The organism is Acinetobacter sp. ANC 4173 (assembly GCF_004331255.1).
Lineage (GTDB): Bacteria > Pseudomonadota > Gammaproteobacteria > Pseudomonadales > Moraxellaceae > Acinetobacter.
Window position 1 is genome coordinate 413,065 of the sequence record NZ_SJOF01000001.1, and the last position, 18,361, is coordinate 431,425.

Here is an 18,361-nt window from a genome sequence, read left to right on the forward strand (position 1 = left end):
GACAATCAATGACGTTCACGCACAGAGTACAAACCCAATTTCTGTTGTAACGGTGCTTCATCCGCAATAAATAAATAACATGGTTGGTCAGATGTATTGATTAAATCAATTTGTGCAAAGCATGGTGCACATGCAGTATCTGCTTTTGCCAAATTAAAATCTTTTCGATCAATCTTGACTTGCAACTGACCGTCAATGACATGGAAAATCTGTGCTGTCGAACGTGGTTGCAGTTGTAAAGTTTCATTTGGACGCAGCATTAATGCTGAGTAACCGATAATATTTTGACAGTCCCGTCCAGTTTCAGGGTTGATATAAGTCACCTGCACTGGCGCTTGATGCTGCGCATCTTCAGCAAGTGCATGCAAAACTTTTTTAGTCTCTTTCCAAGAGTAACGCATGATCGGATAGGACGGATTTTCACGGGTAAAATGTGCTGTTGGTACAATGCCAGTGCCATAATGATGGGCATTTCCAGCACTGGTCACTTTCTGGATTTCACCCGGTTGTACATAAGAAGCTTCCATGTAATACACCAATGGTAAATCCAACACATCTAACCAGATGACAGGCTCCTCGCCATCATGCCCATGTTCATGCCAAAGCCCTGATGGTGTAAGGATTAAGTCCCCATGTTCCATCATGCATTTTTGCCCTTCGACTGTGGTATACGCCCCTTCGCCTTCAACAATTAAACGCACTGCATTTGGTGTATGTCGATGTGATGGTGCCCACTCTTTGGGCAATAAAAGCTGCATGCCTAAATACATGACCGAACTGGCTTTCATGTTTTCTAGCCCATGACCCGGATTGGCTAAAACCAGTACGCGGCGTTCAGCTTTTTCAATCGGGGTTAACTCACCGGCTTCGAGCAATAAAGGCTTAATCGTTTGAAAATACCATGCGGTGGCAAGCGTTTGTGGCATTGGTTTATGGGGTGGCAACACATTACGTAAGCTTGGCCATAAAGGGACTAAATTTGATTCTTCAAGTTGTCCAAGATAACGTTTTGGTAAATCATCCAACGTTGCTAACTGTTCCATTGCAGATCCTCTTTTATGGCGCATTCGTACATCAATCATCTGTACTTTTAGGGCCTATCATTCCTTGATCATCAATGTAACAACCGAAAATTGTTGAATCTATGCACAAAAAACAATAATCTGTATTGAAAATATCAATACAAGGACAGCAGGGTGTTTGATCTTGATACTCGACTTTTACAAATTTTCTTTGAAATTTATAAACATAACAGTGTCTCTAAAGCTGCTGAGCAATTGGAAATTGGGCAACCGACCTTAAGTATTGCTTTAAATAAATTACGCGAGCATTTTCATGACCCGTTGTTTGTACGCATTGAAAATAAAATGCAACCTACTGAATTATCAAAGCAAATCTTCCCATTAGTTGTAGAAATTCTTAACCGATTAAAACTGGTCCAAAATTACAATATTGAATTTGATCCACAGACTTCAAATTATCAATTCAAAATCAGCATGACCGATATTAGTCATCTGGTTCTATTACCCAAACTGATCAATTATTTACGTGAGCATGCGCCGAATGTGCGCTTAGAAATTGTGCCGATTGATGTCAATACCCCGCTGCTGATGTCAAATGGCGATATTGATTTAGCCATTGGCTTTTTACCCCAACTTGAAGCAGGTTTTTACCAACAAACCCTGTTCCAGCAACGCTATATTTGTATTGCCAGTAAAGAACACCCAAGGATTACAGGTACAACGCTTTCAGATCAGGAGTTTCGACAAGAATTGCATGTTGATATTTTAGCAACTGGGGGGCACTACGTACTGGAGCATGAACTGCAAAAACTAGGCGTTAGCCGGAACATTTTGGTACGTTTACCGAGCTATTTAGGGGTGGGTTTAGTGGTGCAAGATACCGATGCGATTGCGACCATTCCTCACTATTTAAGTCAGGTGCTTTTGGTCAGAGGTGGCCTAAAAGTCTTAGAACCGCCTTATACATTTCCAACTTATAGTGTTAAACAGCATTGGCATGCCCGCGTTCATCAAACGCCAAATAACCAATGGCTGCGGCAAGTCTGCTTTAAGCTTTTGTCTGAATAGTTTTTAATATTCAAACCATTCAAGTCATTACATCAGACCATTCGCGCAGATATCAGAAACCACTTAATTCCCTTAGATTTCAAAAATCGATTCATTTCATGCTGCTGAAATAAATCGTAAAATCAGATAACAACATATTGAGTTAATTTAACTTTAATTCAGCCAAGTAAGCCGTTATTTCATCTACTGTTGCTCTTGCTGTTCTAGAAACTCCAATGAGTGTCGCGGATGCCATGCCTGTCCATTCCCCATAGCCAACCAACCAAAGGTTCTTTACTTTTATAGAACGTCCATCATGCACAGCAACCGTTTGATCAGGTTCTACTACATCCAGACTTCTTAAGTGATTCAGTGAAGCTTTGAATCCTGTACACCAAATCACAGCATCTACGGCTTGTGTTGCACCATTAGCCCAAACAACCGAATGCTCTTCAAATGCGGTAAAGGGTTCTCGACTATGTAACACGCCACGTTCGCGGGCCTCTTTGACACTGTCTATCATGACAATATCACCTAGCCCCCCAACGGGTTGATCAATCATCCGACCTTCCTGCTGCGCTTTTAAACGTTCTGTTGCCCGAAGAAATAAAACACGCCCATCAACGTCATCGGATAAAAATTGAGGTGGTGTTGCGGTGACCCAAGTGGTATCTGCAACTTTTGAGACTTCAGCAAGAATTTGTGCGCCAGAGTTGCCACCCCCAACCACGATTACTTTTTTATTGATAAAAGGCGCTGGATTTACATAATGTGCTGAATGCGTTTGTAAGCCTTCAAATCGCTCATGTCCTTCATAATGCGGAATATAAGGCTGACTCCATGTCCCTGTAGCACTGACCACCGCTTTTGCTCGCCAATATTGATCACCAGCATACACATCTAAGTAGCCATCTTTTTGTTCAATATGATTCACATGTACAGGACGAATGATCGGAAATTGATAGCGTTGCTCGTATGCAGATAAGTAGTCAATCACTTCATTTCGCGTTGGGTAGGTTTGTGCAGTTGTTGGCATCATCCAACCCGACAACGAACTCCAAGTATTAGGAGAAAAAAGACGTAGAGACTGCCAAGTATGTAACCATGCACCGCCCGCCTGGGCTTGGTCATCCAAAATAACAAATGGAATTTTCTTACGTTTGAGGAAATAAGCTGTAGCAAGGGCTGCCTGACCACCACCAATAATGACTACATCGACTTCTGCTTGTAATTGAGTCAAAGCATCGCTCCCATTGTTTATTGTCATAATCAAAATTTAACGCCCAGCTTGCTCAACAGACTGGGCGTATTTCATAAAACTTTCAAGCGTTTAAATGAGCCTTTGAAATGATCAAGATACTTTTAACATCTTTGATCATCTAGAATTTATAAACTCCGTTGATTGACACGCTTAGACAATTCTTCAGCAGATTCTTTCCGCTCCGAATAACGATTTGTGAGGTACTGACTCTGCCCACGCGTCAGCAAAGTGAATTTATACAACTCTTCCATGACATCAACAATTCGATCATAGAAAGCTGAAGGTTTCATGCGTCCATCTTCTTCAAACTCTAAAAAAGCTTTAGGAATAGAGGATTGGTTTGGAATGGTGATCATGCGCATCCAACGGCCTAAAATACGCATTTGATTGACGCTATTAAAAGACTGCGAACCGCCACTCACCTGCATCAAGGCCAAAGTCTTGCCTTGTGTTGCACGAATTGCACCACCCGCTAGAGGTATCCAGTCAATTTGCGATTTAAAAATTGAACTCATTGAACCATGACGTTCAGGCGAACACCACACCATACCCTCCGACCATGCCAAAAGTTCATGTAGTTCTTTGGCTTTTGGGTGTTCCATATCCGCATCTTCAGGTAAAGGTAAACCTTTAGGATGAAAGATTTTTACTTCAGCACCAAATTGCTCCAAGATACGCCCTGCTTCCATCACCGCCAGTCGGCTGTATGAACGCTCACGGTTTGAACCATAGAGCAGTAAAATACGTGGTGGATGATCTAGCGCTTTGGCTTGTACTTTTTCTAAAGTCGGTTGATCGAGAAGATTCATATCTACATTTGGCAGCGTCATAGAAATGATACCTCTGCTTTAAAAAACCTTTTTCTGAGCCACAATGACACACTAACCAAAGCAATCAACACTGGCACTTCAACCAATGGACCAATCACCGTGGTAAAAGCAACTGGTGAAGCTAAACCAAAAGTCGCAATCGCGACAGCAAGAGCCAATTCAAAGTTATTTCCCGCGGCAGTAAAGGAAATCGCTGTGGTTTTGGGATAGTCATTCCCCATCCATTTGCTCATAAAGAAGCTAATGAAGAACATCACAATAAAGTAAATGGTCAATGGAATCGCAATACGTAAAACATCCAACGGTAAGCTCACCACATCATTCCCTTTAAGACTAAACATCGCCACAATGGTGAACAATAAAGCCAGCAAACTCAGTGGGCTAATCTTGGGTAAAAAGGTATTTTGATACCAAGCCAAACCTTTAACTCGAACCAGAATGAATCGGGTCATAAAACCAAGGAAAAATGGAATTCCTAAATACACCAGTACCGCATGGGTAATGGTCCAGAAATCAACATTGATCACTTGTCCTGCAATACCGAAATAGGGTGGTAGGAAGGTCAGGAATAACCAAGCATAGGTACTGAAGAATAAAATCTGGAAGATACTGTTAAAGGCCACCAATGCCGCAACATATTGGTTATCCCCACAGGCCAAACCATTCCAAACCAAGACCATGGCAATACAGCGTGCTAAACCAATCAAGATCAAGCCTGTCATGTATTCAGGATAGTTATGTAGAAAGATGATTGCTAAGGCAAACATCAAAACAGGCGCGATGAGCCAGTTTTGCACTAAGGATAAAGTCAGCGTTTTCTTATCTTTGAATACCTGTGGCAAAGTAGCATAGTCCACTTTTGCCAAAGGTGGATACATCATCAAAATCAAACCGATCGCAATCGGGATATTGACTGAATCCACACTCATTTTATCCAAAGCCACTGAGGCTTGCGGAAAGAACACACCGATTGCAATGCCTAACGCCATAGCAATAAAAATCCATAGTGTGAGGTTACGATCTAAAAAGGATAATCTTTGTTGAGCCATGATGATCTCATTCAATATGCGAAATTTGATTGATCGCGGCTATCAACTCGGGACGAGACATATGTGCTGTATCGAGTGCCAACAATGCATCTAAGCGACGGTTGATATGATCAACGGTAACTTGGAATGCTTTGAGTTTTTCATCTTTCGGTAAATCCAAGTGTGATGGATCAGCCAAGCCCCAATGTGCTTTGATTGCACCACCTAAATAAAGTGGGCAAGCTTCCTGAGCGGCTGAATCACAAACCGTAATCACTACATCTGGTTGGTATTGTTCGCAGTCATCAATGGTTTTACTCCACAAACCTTCAGTTGAAAGACCTAAGTTTTCCAGAGTTTCAATGGTCAATGGATGTACCTGCCCTGATGGCTTACTGCCCGCACTATAAGCTTTCCAACCTTCAGGCGCACGACTATTAAACAGTACTTCGGATAAAATGCTGCGACAGCTGTTTCCAGTACATAAAAAAAGAAATTTCATATTGTGCTACTCGCAATAACTCTTTATTTGCGAAAAAGAGTTTTCAATTTGGGGCTGTAAGTCAGCATTGTTGAGGGTATTTAAGATGTCTACGCACCAAGTGGGTAAATTAGGATTGAGACTGTAATAGACCCATTGCCCTTGACGTCGATCTTGTAACAGACCCGAAGATCGCAGTAAGGCTAAATGCCGCGAAATCTTAGGCTGACTAAGTTGTAGTTTTTCAGTCAAATCACAGACACACTGCTCATGATTAAGCACAACCAACATGACGATGTTGAATCGCGTTTCATCAGCCAAACATTTAAAAAAATTGATTTGATCCATACTTTTACTCACTCAAACCTCTGGATATAGCAATATTTACATATATCCATCACATATTTATTTCAATCGCTGCCCATTTGCATCCAGTACCTGTTCACCATCTTCTTTAGTGAAAGCACCCTTTTGTGGCAGTGGCAGAATTTCTAAGACCAGCTCTGACGGACGACATAATCGTGTGCCGAACTCGGTGACCACAAATGGACGATTAATTAAAATTGGATACTGAAGCATAAAGTTAAGCAGTTTCTCATCCGTCCAAACCTCAAGGTCCAACTCTAGATCACGATAAGGATCAACATTCTTACGAATCGCGTCTCTCACGGTTAAACCCGCATCCGCAATCAGCTGAATGAGCTCACTTTTAGATGGAGGTGTTTCAAGGTACTCAATCACTTCAGGTTCAATGTTGGCATTATGGATTAATGCCAACGTATTGCGTGATGTACCACATTCAGGGTTGTGATAAATCTTAACTTTTGGAATCGCAGTCATTTGCTCAAACTCAATTAAATTCGCTAACATACTTGTATACGAATAAGCATATATATGCAATTCCATATTTATGAAATTTTCGAATTGTTTAAAGAATCCGATGTGAATTCTTTCAACATAATTTTAGATTGCACAATAAAATGCGTTGTTATTTTTAAGCCAAACTTAGACCTATCGGCTGACAATCACAAGGCTTTCTACGATACCTTGTCACTCTTAAATAATGATCTTTGGCATGACTGTTTACGGTACAAGCCTGAACTGGACCAATCGTGATTGCTTTATATTTGAAACCCAATATCCCTTGGTACCCGAAGCAATTGAAATTCTGACCAGTGAATACAATGAGCTGAACAAGGGTGACAATCCATGAATTGCATTGAATGGTTCAAAACCACAAAAGAATATGCTCAGTTGCGCTGGATGTACACCGATGCACAAATTTTCGAGCACAACGGCATCGAATATAGCTTGATGTGCGTGAGTACAGTACACCAAGCATTTGAATATTTAAAAAGTTTATAGGACGGGCAAAAATGAATTTCTTTCGTATCCCAACGCGATAATAGAAGTTCTGAAATACGGACAGCGTTATAACAAGCCAATTTAATGGCAATCATTAAATCATCTGAAACTGGTGAACGCTGTACCTTTTCCAAAATTCAGGCATTTCCACAGGCTTGAATGCTGCCAAATTTTCTACTTCCTGTTTCGGTATAACATCGGCAACCAGTCAGCATGGATTGTTTTCTGTGTAATCAGATACGATGCGAAATTAAAGACATCGCTCAAAAGCCTTAGAGAACGCTTTGCAGTTTCAATCGTCCCTTTGCCCACAATATTTTTAACGCTATTAACGGCTTGCTTTCGTTCTAATTCATCAACACTGATATTTTCAAAGTCTGCACTATATAGCCAAGCCGATAAACCGCCGTATCAATCTACTTTTGACTGCCCCAACGTGGCCGGATAATTTCAAGCCATTCGTTCATGCTCATACTTCAAGCATTCCACTGAATTTAGAACTAAAGAACGTAGGCTATCCACCATGTAGGATTAACGTTAAGCACCCAAATAGTGTCTGGCTTGTAAAAAAACTGCACCTATTATTCTATTAGTTGCTCATCTAGTAATGAATAACTGTCTAAAAGCAAAGGAACCGTAAAGATATTTTAAGCTTTACGGTTAAAAAATTTAGTCAAATCACTTAGAACTTAAATCCAAAATTAAGATTCACCCGATATAACCATTTATCACTATTTTGAGAGGTGGTTGAAGTGTAGCCCGTGCTATTGGTTGAACCACCAATAATGTTCGAGTTTTTCCCCCAAGTGTAATCCGCCCAGACCAAGAATGGCGAAGCAATAAACATCATCCCTGTGGTATTCATTTGTGAAGCAGACCAATCACTACGCGCTTTATCTAAGTAACTGAAGTCGTTATAAAACTTAATCGCCTTTAATTTACCCATGTCTTTCACAGGCAATGTATAAGCCACATTCAAACTGGAAATAACCACCTCAGAGGCAATGAAATAGGATGGTGTTAAACCATTGGTACCCATTAAAGTCACATCATTGCTGACGCCCTCTGGATTCTTAGCATCATATTTATAATCAATAACAGAACCTTGAATATTCCAGCGGTTGATATTGGTATTGGCATGCACACCAACAGCGTAATATTGTCCGTCCTTAGATCATAGACTTGAGATGATAAAGGAACCATTAATTCCTTACGACGTTTCATACGATATGCTGGAATTAGCCACACTTTATTTTCAAAATCAATTTCACCTGAATCCCATCTCGCTTTTAAAAGCTCACTGATTCGAGTGCCAGTAAAGCAGGCCAGTTTTAAAACAACTTTAGTAATTGGGAACGCATTACATTGTTCTAAACGTCTAAAAAACTGAGGCATTTCACTTGCAGGTAAGCATGGATAACTTTGAACCTCATGCTCAGGAATAAGCTCCCCGACTAATATACAAGGGTTCTTTTCTGTATATCCTGATGCGATCGCAAAATTAAAAACTGCATTGAGTAGACGCAGACAACGTGTAGCCGTTTCTAGTGTTCCTTTGGCCACAATTTCTTTTACTTTTGATGAAACCTGAAAACGAGTGATTTCATCTAAAGGTAGCTCTAAAAAATCTTCTGTGATGTAGTCCAAACGGTATTTAACAGTGCTTATATATTTTTCACTAGACCACTGCGGACTCATTAATTCAAACCATTCATCACACACTTGTTTTAAATGATGAGAGAGCTTTGATTTACCCGAAACCTCGGCTTTATAGTCCCGTGTAATTTTTCTTATTTCTTTACAGCCTACTTCGGGATATTCACCCAGTTGTTTTCTGGTCTGCTTTCCTTCAATACGATATGAAAGCACCCATTTCTTTTTCCCAGTAGGAAAAACCTCAATAGAAAGCCCTTCCCCATCAGCCATTGAATATCGCTTTTCTTTTGGTTTAAGACTTTTAACTTGGATGTCTGTAAGCATTTTTGTTGTTACACGCGTGTCACTATTGTGTCACAAGTATATTTGATAGAAAGCAATTATCAATGACTTACAATAACGGACGCTGATAAACAACAGGCAGAAAAAAAGCCCTGATTTATTGCTAAACCAAGGCTTTTATTCACTTTTTTGATTGAATCTGATCATTGGTGATCATCTTTAATCGGGAATTTTGGTGGAGGTGGCGGGAGTTGAACCCGCGTCCGCCAGCACTACGCTCGAGAATACTACATGCTTAGATATCGTCTACTGTTTTAACTCTTTGTGACCCGACGAACAGGGTACAAATCGCGATCCTCTTAATTTAGTACAAAACCCCAAGGCTTGATTTCATACGGACTTGTGTGCGTGCGCTTCAGTCGGACTCTCTAACCACAAGTATTCGGAGAGGCGGACAAGCTGCCCTTAGGCAGCTAGAGCGTATGATTCGTCGTTTGCGACTAAAAAATGCAAATTTGATTTACGAGAGAAAATGCGCTCTCGACATGCATCTATGAGTTTCATCACCAGCGTCGAAGCCAGAAACACCCCCAAAGTATGTCGCAATCATAACATAAATATCGAAAATTACGAGGTAATTTCACAGTATTTACAGAAGCAACTGCGTTCTATTACATTATTGCGGTAATCTTTCATATTTCAAGAGTTAAAAAATAAAAACATGAGCTATTTACTTGCACTTGATCAAGGAACAACCTCGAGTAGAGCCATTATTTTTGATGAACAAGGAAAAATCTACGCAACAGCTCAACGTGAAACTCAAATTCGTACCCCTCATTCAGGTTGGGTCGAACAAGATGCCCAAGAAATCTGGAGTACCCAAATTGCTGTGGTGCAACAAGCCATCGCCTCGGCACATCTGTTTGCAAAGGATATTAAAGCCATTGGGGTAACCAACCAACGTGAAACGACTGTGGTTTGGGACAAACGTACTGGCATTCCACTTGCGCCTGCCATTGTTTGGCAAGACCGCCGTGCAACAGAATGGTGTGATCAACTTACTAAACGCAACTTGTTAGCTACAATTCACAAAAAAACAGGTTTAAGGATTGATCCATATTTTAGTGCGGGCAAACTGGTTTGGTTGCTTGAAAATGTCCAAGGTTTAAGAACTCTGGCAGATCAAGGACATGTTGCTTTTGGCACGATTGATAGTTGGCTGGTTTGGAATCTGACACGTGGTGCAGAACATGTCATTGAAGCCAGTAATGCCTCTCGTACCATGCTCATGAATTTAGCAAGCCAACAATGGGATGAAGAATTATTAGAATTATTCAACATCCCTGCTTCTGTGCTTCCAACCATCATTTCGTCAGATCGGTACATTGCTAATACCGCCTCAGGATTATTGGGTGCAGAAATTCCGATTGCAGGAATTTTAGGGGATCAGCAATCTGCACTATTCGGACAATCTTGTTTTGAGGCAGGCACCGCGAAGAATACCTATGGTACGGGCTGTTTTATGCTGTTTAATACGGGGGATCAAATTCAATACAGCCAAAATCAACTGCTCACCACACTGGCTTGGCAATGTCACCAACAAAATACCTTTGCACTGGAAGGCAGTGTATTTATGGCAGGCGCGATTGTGCAATGGCTCAGAGATGGACTCGGGATTATTCAGCACAGTTCAGAAGTTGAAAAGCTGGCCTGCCAAGTACAAGATTCTGACGGCGTGGTTTTGGTTCCTGCATTCACAGGCTTAGGTGCACCGCATTGGGACAGTAATGCGCGTGCATTACTCTGTGGCATGTCACGAGGAACCTCAAAGGCACATATTGCCCGAGCTGCATTAGAGTCGATTGCTTTCCAGGTTTCTGATGTTCTGAGTGCGATGCAAGCTGATATTACCCAACCACTCAAAGAGTTAAGGGTTGATGGTGGCGCCAGTCAAAATGATATGCTCATGCAATTCCAAGCCGATATGCTCAATGTTCCTGTACTGCGCCCCAAAATGCTGGAATCTACGGCATGGGGTGCGGCTGCAATGGCAGGATTGAAGATGGGCGTATTTTCGAATGTGTCTGAAGTTGCTGGATCTTGGCAATTGGATCGGATGTTCGAGCCTAAAATGTCGGAAGATCAACGTCAACAACATCTACACCAATGGCGTACGGCTTTAAAACGCGCTAAATCTGAAATTTAGATTTTTGAGCACCGCGAATATTCCATTGCGGTGCTCAGGCTAAACCTTAATGGCTCGGTCCTGTCACTTTGGTTTTCGGTTTGGGTGCAAGCCAAATCAATAAACTTGCCACAATAAACACCACGGTTAAGATAAAGAAAACATGATCAACCGATATGGTCATGGCTTCTTTGTCGACCAAGTTAGAAATTACCCCCAAAGCCGTTTCATTAGTCATACCATTTTGTATGAGCGTATTTTGGACTTCACTGGTATGCAAACTCGATACCATTTCAGTCCGCGCCACTTTGGCATGGTCATCCCAAATGGTCACGGCAATGGAAGCCCCTATTGCCCCTGCCATAGTTCTTAAGAAATTCATTAAGCCTGCCGCCGAGGCCATTTCAGAGGTCATCACAGAACCAAGTGCAATATTCGACAAGGGGATGAAAAAGAATGGTACAGCAAAGCCTTGTAAGATCTGTGGCATTGCCAAAGTCATAAAGTCAGCATCCGTCACCCAAAAGGCACGCATCAAGGTTACAACACCCATCAGCATCAAGCCAAAACTGGCCAAAGCACGAGGATCATGTTTATTTGACAGTTTTGCCACAATCGGCGACATAGCTAGACTGCCAAAACCCATCGTAGCAGTCAGATAACCCGCCCACGTCGCGGTGTAGCCCAAGTTAACCTGAACCCACTGTGGAATTAAGACAATACTGGCAAAAAAACCACCAAATGCAAAGGCCAAGGACAACACTGAGATGCTAAAGCCGCGATAACGGAAAATCGCAATATTCACAATCGGATGCTGTTCGGTCAGTTCCCAAATGATAAATGCGATTAAACCTATGACCGTGATGACTGCAAGGAAGCAAATAAAGGTACTGTTGAACCAGTCATTTTCATGCCCCAAATCCAGCATGAGCTGTAAAGCTCCAATCCAGAGCACCAGTAAACCTAAACCTATCGCATCAATCGGCAAGCGGAATTTATCTGTTTCCGCAGGCTTTAATAAACGTATTGCTGCTAAGGCACAAATAATACCGACAGGAATATTGATAAAGAAAATCCAATGCCACGACCAATTATCACTAATCGAACCGCCCAGAATTGGACCTAAAATTGGACCAACAACCGTGGTCATGGCCCACATGCCCATCGCCTGAGATTGTTTTTCAGGTGGGAAAATACGCATCAGCAAGGTCTGACTGAGTGGCATAATTGGACCACCAAACAAACCCTGTCCTATACGGCAAAACACCAGCATTTCTAAACTGGTGGATAATCCACACAATACCGAAAAGGTGGTGAAGCCAATCAGGCTAATCACAAATAACCGAACTGTACCAAAACGCCCAGCCAACCAACCTGTTAAAGGCACACAAATCGCTTCTGCAACCGCATAAGAGGTAATTACCCAAGTACCCTGCGAGCTTGAAACGGCCAAACTCCCAGTAATATGTGGCACCGAGACATTGGCAATGGTCATGTCAAGCACCACCATAAAATTCGCCAATGCCAGTACAAAAGCAGCCAGCATTAAGCGACCGCCTTGTAAATCACCAAAAGGACGATACTGGTTCATGAGAAATTACTTCGAACGCAAATCGATTTTGGCTTCCATTGAAAGTCCAACACGTAACGGATGTTTCGCCAACTCTTGTGGATCAAGAGCAATTCGGACAGGTAAACGCTGTACCACTTTAATCCAGTTACCTGTTGCATTTTGCGCAGGAATCAGGGCAAAAGCTGCACCGGTTCCGCCAGAGAATCCCTGAACCGTACCGTGAAACTCAACAGCATCCCCATACAGGTCGGAAACCAAGCTGACTTGTTGCCCTGCACGAACTTTTTCTAACTGGCTTTCTTTGAAATTGGCATCAACATAGAGTTGTGACACAGGCACCACCATCATCATCACTGTGCCAGGAGCAACACGTTGACCTATTTGAATATTGCGGCGTGTCACCACCCCATCAAGCGGTGCTTTAATCTGGGTGCGCTCTAAATCCAGTAGCGCTTGTTTTAATTTGGTTTCAGCAATCAACACATCAGGGGTTGAGTTCTCATTGCTGTCCTGAATCAAGGCATCGTTAGCTGCCAAAGTACTTTGTGCCGCTTTTTGATTCGATTTTGCTTGGGCCAACGTTGCTTGTGAAACCGCCAAACTCGCCTGAGCATTTTCCACCGCAATTTGCGCCGTACTTAATTCTTCTTTAGAAATAGCACCTGAAGTACTCAGTTGTTGACGGCGCAGCAATTCTTTTTCCGCCTTGCCTAAATCCACCTGTGCCTTCTGCACCTGTGCCTCAGCACTGTGAATACCATCATCACTCACAAAGACTTGTGAATTCAATGCACTGCTATTGGCACGCGTTTGCTTGTATTGACGTTTGGCTTTGGTCAGCTCAGCTTGTGCTGCGGCAACGGCAATTTTGGCATCACGATCATCAATTTGAACCAGTACATCACCTTGTTTAACGGCTTGCGTATCTTTAACCAAGACGTGTTGTACTTGCCCATTGACCATTGAGGTAATTGAAGCTGTTTCTGCACCGACATAAGCATTGTCCGTACTGACAAAATGGTTTAAAAATAATGCCCAAACTGCATAAACCACGGCAATAATCGCCAATATTACTCCAAATATAGCAAAGGACTTTTTACGTTTAGCTTGCATATTTGCGGCATTCGATTGTGGTGGAGTAATTGAAGCTTCTGTCATCATTTCTTCCTTCAGCCAGACAGACTTGGTCACCACAAAATCCACAACTCAAACAGTTTTTTACTTATTTTTAAAAACTGAAGATTCGTGTCGATGAGAAAGTCATTTCTTTAATATAAATTTAGCTAGGAATTTTAAATAAAAAACTCATCATTTGAGAAATGATTTTTTAGACTGATCGGTTTATTAATTGATTTAAGCTGCCATTATTTTGGCAGCTTAAAACTGATCTTGAGAGAAAATTTCAAATAAAATAATTTACTTTTCAACTACTTTAGAATGCATAAGATGCAATCGCCGTCGCAATTGCTTTATCTTCATCATTTACCAAAGTCATACGCATAGTGCAGCCTTTACGACCTAAGCGTAAGGTTTCTGCACGGGCAACAAAGAATTTGCCACGTCCAGGGGCTAAATAATCGACTCGCATATCCACAGTTGCCAAACGCGTGACCTTCTTAATCGTTTCAGGCAAGTGTTCTGGTTCAGCGCGTTTATACAGCTCCCCCATAGCCACGATTCCCCCAACGCTGTCTAGAATCGTCGCGGCAACACCACCATGTAGAATTTGAAAAGCGACATTTCCAATCATATACGGTTGCATTTCAATATAGCCTTCAATCTGCTGATCGACCACACGCATCGTCATACCATTATGGGAGAAAAATGGCGAACTATTAAAGGCATGGCACAATTGCTGTAAGACCACATCAATATCAACTTTCGAACCCAAGTGGATACCTCCCGTCCATTTCTTTTCCATATCGCTCATAAATTACTCAAACACCTTAAATTTTGAAAAAACGACCGCATTTTGCCCCTAAAGCGGTTGGATGGGTCTACAATACGGCCTAGTTTAATACTGATCAGTGAGATTGTTATGACTTATACGTTCAATCGCCCAGCATTTCCTGCCACCCGTATGCGTCGTATTCGAAAAAATGACCAATTACGTGCCATGGTCAGGGAAACACAACTCACGACTGATCACTTAATTTATCCTGTATTCGTACTCCCTGGTCAAAACCAAACTCAAGATATTCCAAGCATGCCCAAGATTCAGCGCCTTTCTGCTGATCTTTTACTTAAAAAAGCGGAAACCTTATTAGAACTGGGCGTGTCTAAATTGGCACTGTTCCCTGTTACGCCACAAGAAGATAAAAGTTTAACGGCTGAAGCAGCATGGCGCGACGATGGCTTGGTGCAAAATACCGTTCGCTTACTCAAAAAAGAACTGCCTGAAATGGTGCTCATTACCGATGGTGCCCTCGATCCCTACACCACACACGGTCAAGATGGCATTATTGATGATACAGGTTATGTTCTGAATGATGAAACCGTTGAATGCCTCATTAAACAAGCTTTGAGCCATGCAGAAGCAGGTGCAGATGTCGTTGCACCGAGTGACATGATGGATGGTCGTATTGGTGCAATTCGCCATGCTTTAGAAGCCAATGGGCATATCTATACCAATATCATGGCCTATTCGGCCAAATATGCATCGAGCTTCTATGGCCCATTCCGTGATGCAGTTGGGTCTGCCAGTAATCTGAAAGGTGGCAATAAATACAATTACCAAATGGATGTCGGCAACCGTGCCGAAGCCTTACATGAAATTGCACTGGATATTCAGGAAGGTGCAGACATGGTGATTGTTAAACCAGGAATGCCGTACCTAGACATCGTACGTGAAGTCAAAGATACCTTTGGTGTTCCAACTTTTGTTTATCAAGTCAGTGGTGAATACGCGATGTTAGCGGGTGCCATTCAAAATGGCTGGTTATCCGATCAAGTCATTATTGAATCCTTGATGAGCTGTCGTCGTGCGGGTGCAGATGGGATTTGGACCTACTTTGCGGAAGAAGCAGCGCTTAAACTCAAAGCCATGAACTAATTGATCTCAAATTTTTATGAATATCGTCATTATTGGTGCTGGCATTAGTGGTCTATTATCAGCTTTAGAATTGGCCGAACAAGGTTGTCAGGTCAATATTTATAACCAAACCTATGCAGGGCAAGCCTCATGGGCGGGTGGTGGTATTCTTTCTCCAATGTATCCTTGGCGCTATCCACGTGCAGTCAATCTCTTGGCGCAACATGGTAAAGCCATGTACCAAACATGGAATGAAAAATTGCAGCCCGTAACAGGCATAGATTTCGAAATTCATGAAACAGGGATGTTAATTTTAGATGAAACCGATTTTGAAGTCGGTTTAAATTATAAAACTCAATTCCAAGACCCCATGCAGCACTGTGAATACTTGCAGCGTGAACAATTAGAGCTAGTCAATCCGCAGCTTTCCGAGCAGTTTCAACATGCGATTTACTTTCCAGAAATTGCCAATGTCCGTAATCCGCGACTATTACAATCCCTGCGAAATTATTTAGAACAGCATCCGAAAGTTCAATTTTTCGATCAAACACCGATTCACAAGTTTCAGATTCAACAAGACAAAGTTCAATGTGTAGAAACTGAAACAGGACAAAAAGTCTATGCCGATCAATTTGTGCTAACAACGGGTGCTTGGTCTGGTTTGTGGTCAGAGCAACTTGGCTTAGAATTTCCAGTTCGTCCTGTACAAGGTCAAATGGCGCTGATTAAAGCCCCTGCCCACTGGTTACCAACCATGTGTATGAATCGGGTCATGTATCTCATTCCTCGCATGGATGGGCATATTGTCTGTGGTTCCAGCATGCAAGAGTGTGGGTTTAATGCCGAAACCTCAGATCAAATTCAACAGAATATTTTAGCGGCTGCTTATGAAATGGTGCCTGAGTTAGCCCAGTTCCCAATAGTGCAAAATTGGGCTGGTTTACGTCCAAGTTCACCCGAAGGTATTCCGTATATTGGCCAATTGCCCCATCTCAGTAATGTTTGGGTCAATCTGGGACATTTTAGAAATGGTTTATGTATGGGTCCTGCATCGGCACAACTCCTACGTCAGCTTATGCTGAAGCAGCCAACATCTGTGAATGCGGCGACTTATAGCCCTAAACAATTGCTCAAACCTAAAATGGTTGCCAGTTAAAAGCTCTGACTCAAATTAACGTAAATTATTTAAAGCTTCCTTCAAAGTAGGATAATCAAACTCAAATCCTACTTGCTGCAAATTTTTCGGTTGCACAAATTGTCCATTTAAAATCAATTGTGATTGCTCCCCCAATAGACTTTTAAAGACCCACGCGGGCATATTTAAAACAGGATGTCGGTTTAAACTGACTGCTGCAATATTCGCAAATTGACTCTGTGTCACCTTTTCTGGTGCTACCACATTAAAGACTTTCTGTTCGGTCTCATGGGTCAGAATAAATTCTACTGCACGTAGTACATCCTGAATGTGTACCCAGACCACAGGCTGCCGCCCATGCCCAATACGTCCGACCAGATTCCACTGAATTGGAAACAGCATTTTGGGCAAAATGCCACCGCCACGTCCAAACACAATCCCTAAACGCATAATCTTGGTATTTTGCTGGGGATCTGCCAGCGCTGCCCGTTCCCATTGTTGACAAAGTTGCGACATAAAAATGGCTTGAGCTTGGGACTCTTCTGTACAAACTTGCTGCCATTGCTCCAAAGGATCAATGCCGTAATAGCCTACCGCAGAACCTGACAAAATACATTTCGGGAAAATCTGCCGCTGCTGTAAATAGCGGTATAAGTCTTCTGTAATTTTAACGCGACTTTGGATCAGCTTCTGCTTACGCTGTTCGGTCCATCGACCTTGGGCAATACTTTCGCCTGCCAAATTAATGACATAATCAATGGTTCGATGTTGCAGCTCATTAAAGTGCTGAACCCAACTTAAATCAGGATGCGTTTGAGCTTGTGGTTTCCTTGAAATACCAATGACCTGAAAATCTCGTTCTAATAAATAGGGCACTAAATAAGAACCAATAAACCCCGACGCTCCCGTAATCAACACCACAGGCTTGTACATAAAACAATCTCTTGGTTAGATGATTTATCTATTTATCTATAAATGAGAAAGACAACAAATACAAGCTTATGTGCATTAACCCAACATTTTGTTTGCCATACGTTGAGCTTGAGCGCCATAAAACCAATAGGTTAAAAGATACAATGGAATGGCAATCATCAAGAACATAATCAATACCACTGCCATAAATTGCGGTTGTTGCAAATACAACAATAAGTCTTGCCAAATTGTTGGATTGCTACGTGAGAAGAAATAAATTCCCCCCAGTAAACCCAATAAGTTATAACCCCAGAAAATCAGGCTAAAACCCAGCGTCAATTGTTTGCGTTCTGCTTGCGTTGGAGCACGCTTTTGCTGTTTCAGGAATTTGAATAATACCCAGATCATTGCCACCAAATAAGGCACTACGGTGAGTATACTCCCCATCCCTCTTGGCATTAATGCTGCCAACACACCGCAAATACATGTGAACAAAAAGCACAGTATAAAAAACCAAATAAAATAGCGGCGCAGTGGTATCATGAATACAGCT

General features: G+C 42.0%; 18 protein-coding genes, 1 other RNA gene and 2 pseudogenes. 6 read left to right on the plus strand and 15 right to left on the minus strand.

All coding sequences use genetic code 11. From position 1 onward, the window contains the following. Window positions 1–5: 5 nt before the first annotated feature. On the minus strand, window positions 6–1,043 hold the full coding sequence (locus E0H94_RS01890; RefSeq protein ID WP_131324873.1) for a cupin domain-containing protein: 1,038 nt from the start codon (window positions 1,041–1,043) through the stop codon (window positions 6–8). 153 nt (window positions 1,044–1,196) lie between these two features. On the opposite strand from E0H94_RS01890, the gene E0H94_RS01895 reads away from it, so the two are divergent. Then, the gene (locus E0H94_RS01895) at window positions 1,197–2,090 is read left to right on the plus strand and encodes a LysR family transcriptional regulator (protein WP_131324874.1); all 894 of its coding nucleotides are present in this window, start codon (window positions 1,197–1,199) and stop codon (window positions 2,088–2,090) included. A 142-nt stretch (window positions 2,091–2,232) separates the two neighbouring features. Here the strand turns inward: E0H94_RS01895 and E0H94_RS01900 are convergent, their stop codons facing one another. The 6 genes from E0H94_RS01900 to arsC all read right to left on the minus strand — a co-directional run bounded on the left by E0H94_RS01900 (window position 2,233) and on the right by arsC (window position 6,509). Then, window positions 2,233–3,309, minus strand: coding sequence for an ArsO family NAD(P)H-dependent flavin-containing monooxygenase (locus E0H94_RS01900; RefSeq protein ID WP_131324875.1), 1,077 nt, complete (start codon window positions 3,307–3,309; stop codon window positions 2,233–2,235). A gap of 146 nt (window positions 3,310–3,455) precedes the next feature. Further along, on the minus strand, window positions 3,456–4,160 hold the full coding sequence (gene arsH, locus E0H94_RS01905; protein ID WP_130114375.1) for an arsenical resistance protein ArsH: 705 nt from the start codon (window positions 4,158–4,160) through the stop codon (window positions 3,456–3,458). Beyond that, window positions 4,157–5,209, minus strand: a complete 1,053-nt coding sequence (gene arsB / locus E0H94_RS01910; RefSeq protein ID WP_131324876.1) for an ACR3 family arsenite efflux transporter — start codon at window positions 5,207–5,209, stop codon at window positions 4,157–4,159. Before arsB ends, arsH begins: the two co-directional genes overlap by 4 nt. Window positions 5,210–5,216: 7 nt before the next feature. Further along, window positions 5,217–5,690 (minus strand): arsenate reductase ArsC, encoded by a 474-nt coding sequence (locus E0H94_RS01915; protein ID WP_131324877.1) that lies wholly within the window; start codon window positions 5,688–5,690, stop codon window positions 5,217–5,219. Window positions 5,691–5,696: 6 nt separating this feature from the next. Then, the gene (locus E0H94_RS01920) at window positions 5,697–6,017 is read right to left on the minus strand and encodes a metalloregulator ArsR/SmtB family transcription factor (RefSeq protein ID WP_131324878.1); all 321 of its coding nucleotides are present in this window, start codon (window positions 6,015–6,017) and stop codon (window positions 5,697–5,699) included. A gap of 57 nt (window positions 6,018–6,074) precedes the next feature. Beyond that, on the minus strand, window positions 6,075–6,509 hold the full coding sequence (gene arsC, locus E0H94_RS01925) for an arsenate reductase (glutaredoxin) (RefSeq protein ID WP_131324959.1): 435 nt from the start codon (window positions 6,507–6,509) through the stop codon (window positions 6,075–6,077). 235 nt (window positions 6,510–6,744) lie between these two features. Here arsC and E0H94_RS18430 point away from each other — a divergent pair, with 235 nt between their 5' ends. Next, window positions 6,745–6,882 carry a hypothetical protein gene (locus tag E0H94_RS18430; RefSeq protein WP_165495567.1) on the plus strand — a complete coding sequence of 46 codons (138 nt, stop codon included), beginning with the start codon at window positions 6,745–6,747 and terminating at the stop codon, window positions 6,880–6,882. Continuing rightward, window positions 6,879–7,034: a hypothetical protein gene (locus tag E0H94_RS18435; protein WP_165495568.1), complete on the plus strand. Its 156-nt coding sequence runs from the start codon at window positions 6,879–6,881 to the stop codon at window positions 7,032–7,034. The genes E0H94_RS18430 and E0H94_RS18435 overlap by 4 nt, the downstream gene beginning before the upstream one ends. Before the next feature lie 682 nt (window positions 7,035–7,716). Here the strand turns inward: E0H94_RS18435 and E0H94_RS01935 are convergent. The 3 genes and pseudogenes from E0H94_RS01935 to ssrA form a co-directional block, all read right to left on the minus strand. Then, window positions 7,717–8,205, minus strand: a pseudogene (locus tag E0H94_RS01935) (hypothetical protein); the annotation flags it as partial. Further along, window positions 8,205–9,014 (minus strand): annotated as a pseudogene (locus tag E0H94_RS01940) (tyrosine-type recombinase/integrase); the annotation flags it as partial. The pseudogenes E0H94_RS01940 and E0H94_RS01935, both read right to left, overlap by 1 nt. 191 nt (window positions 9,015–9,205) lie before the next feature. After that, window positions 9,206–9,564, minus strand: a transfer-messenger RNA (tmRNA) gene (gene ssrA / locus E0H94_RS01945). 129 nt (window positions 9,565–9,693) lie between these two features. Between ssrA and glpK the strand changes: the two genes are divergently transcribed. Next, a complete protein-coding gene (glpK, locus tag E0H94_RS01950) occupies window positions 9,694–11,178 on the plus strand; it encodes a glycerol kinase GlpK (RefSeq protein WP_131324879.1) in 1,485 nt (494 codons plus the stop codon). A gap of 46 nt (window positions 11,179–11,224) precedes the next feature. On the opposite strand, the gene E0H94_RS01955 is transcribed toward glpK, so the two are convergent. The 3 genes from E0H94_RS01955 to E0H94_RS01965 all read right to left on the minus strand — a co-directional run bounded on the left by E0H94_RS01955 (window position 11,225) and on the right by E0H94_RS01965 (window position 14,660). Continuing rightward, window positions 11,225–12,748: a DHA2 family efflux MFS transporter permease subunit gene (locus tag E0H94_RS01955; RefSeq protein WP_131324880.1), complete on the minus strand. Its 1,524-nt coding sequence runs from the start codon at window positions 12,746–12,748 to the stop codon at window positions 11,225–11,227. A 6-nt stretch (window positions 12,749–12,754) separates the two neighbouring features. Then, window positions 12,755–13,888, minus strand: coding sequence for an HlyD family efflux transporter periplasmic adaptor subunit (locus tag E0H94_RS01960; RefSeq protein ID WP_131324960.1), 1,134 nt, complete (start codon window positions 13,886–13,888; stop codon window positions 12,755–12,757). Window positions 13,889–14,162: 274 nt separating this feature from the next. After that, window positions 14,163–14,660, minus strand: a complete 498-nt coding sequence (locus E0H94_RS01965) for a thioesterase family protein (protein WP_131324881.1) — start codon at window positions 14,658–14,660, stop codon at window positions 14,163–14,165. A 108-nt stretch (window positions 14,661–14,768) separates the two neighbouring features. Here E0H94_RS01965 and hemB point away from each other — a divergent pair, with 108 nt between their 5' ends. Both hemB and E0H94_RS01975 read left to right on the plus strand, forming a co-directional pair. Further along, window positions 14,769–15,782 (plus strand): porphobilinogen synthase, encoded by a 1,014-nt coding sequence (hemB, locus tag E0H94_RS01970; protein WP_131324882.1) that lies wholly within the window; start codon window positions 14,769–14,771, stop codon window positions 15,780–15,782. Window positions 15,783–15,798: 16 nt separating this feature from the next. After that, window positions 15,799–16,917: an NAD(P)/FAD-dependent oxidoreductase gene (locus E0H94_RS01975; RefSeq protein WP_131324883.1), complete on the plus strand. Its 1,119-nt coding sequence runs from the start codon at window positions 15,799–15,801 to the stop codon at window positions 16,915–16,917. 15 nt (window positions 16,918–16,932) lie between these two features. Here E0H94_RS01975 and E0H94_RS01980 read toward each other — a convergent pair whose 3' ends face one another. Both E0H94_RS01980 and E0H94_RS01985 read right to left on the minus strand, forming a co-directional pair. Further along, the gene (locus tag E0H94_RS01980) at window positions 16,933–17,829 is read right to left on the minus strand and encodes a TIGR01777 family oxidoreductase (protein ID WP_131324884.1); all 897 of its coding nucleotides are present in this window, start codon (window positions 17,827–17,829) and stop codon (window positions 16,933–16,935) included. Between the two features lie 75 nt (window positions 17,830–17,904). Next, window positions 17,905–18,351 (minus strand): ABZJ_00895 family protein, encoded by a 447-nt coding sequence (locus tag E0H94_RS01985; protein ID WP_131324885.1) that lies wholly within the window; start codon window positions 18,349–18,351, stop codon window positions 17,905–17,907. Window positions 18,352–18,361 lie beyond the last annotated feature (10 nt).

Excerpts from the sequence above, each read along its gene's own strand:
- E0H94_RS01890 (WP_131324873.1), bottom strand. The coding sequence starts at position 1,043 with ATGGAACAGTTAGCAACGTTGGATGATTTACCAAAACGTTATCTTGGA.
- arsH (WP_130114375.1), bottom strand. The coding sequence starts at position 4,160 with ATGACGCTGCCAAATGTAGATATGAATCTTCTCGATCAACCGACTTTA.
- arsB (WP_131324876.1), bottom strand. The coding sequence starts at position 5,209 with ATGGCTCAACAAAGATTATCCTTTTTAGATCGTAACCTCACACTATGG.
- E0H94_RS01915 (WP_131324877.1), bottom strand. The coding sequence starts at position 5,690 with ATGAAATTTCTTTTTTTATGTACTGGAAACAGCTGTCGCAGCATTTTA.
- E0H94_RS01920 (WP_131324878.1), bottom strand. The coding sequence starts at position 6,017 with ATGGATCAAATCAATTTTTTTAAATGTTTGGCTGATGAAACGCGATTC.
- arsC (WP_131324959.1), bottom strand. The coding sequence starts at position 6,509 with ATGACTGCGATTCCAAAAGTTAAGATTTATCACAACCCTGAATGTGGT.
- E0H94_RS18430 (WP_165495567.1), top strand. The coding sequence starts at position 6,745 with ATGACTGTTTACGGTACAAGCCTGAACTGGACCAATCGTGATTGCTTT.
- E0H94_RS18435 (WP_165495568.1), top strand. The coding sequence starts at position 6,879 with ATGAATTGCATTGAATGGTTCAAAACCACAAAAGAATATGCTCAGTTG.
- glpK (WP_131324879.1), top strand. The coding sequence starts at position 9,694 with ATGAGCTATTTACTTGCACTTGATCAAGGAACAACCTCGAGTAGAGCC.
- E0H94_RS01955 (WP_131324880.1), bottom strand. The coding sequence starts at position 12,748 with ATGAACCAGTATCGTCCTTTTGGTGATTTACAAGGCGGTCGCTTAATG.
- E0H94_RS01960 (WP_131324960.1), bottom strand. The coding sequence starts at position 13,888 with ATGACAGAAGCTTCAATTACTCCACCACAATCGAATGCCGCAAATATG.
- E0H94_RS01965 (WP_131324881.1), bottom strand. The coding sequence starts at position 14,660 with ATGAGCGATATGGAAAAGAAATGGACGGGAGGTATCCACTTGGGTTCG.
- hemB (WP_131324882.1), top strand. The coding sequence starts at position 14,769 with ATGACTTATACGTTCAATCGCCCAGCATTTCCTGCCACCCGTATGCGT.
- E0H94_RS01975 (WP_131324883.1), top strand. The coding sequence starts at position 15,799 with ATGAATATCGTCATTATTGGTGCTGGCATTAGTGGTCTATTATCAGCT.
- E0H94_RS01980 (WP_131324884.1), bottom strand. The coding sequence starts at position 17,829 with ATGTACAAGCCTGTGGTGTTGATTACGGGAGCGTCGGGGTTTATTGGT.
- E0H94_RS01985 (WP_131324885.1), bottom strand. The coding sequence starts at position 18,351 with ATGATACCACTGCGCCGCTATTTTATTTGGTTTTTTATACTGTGCTTT.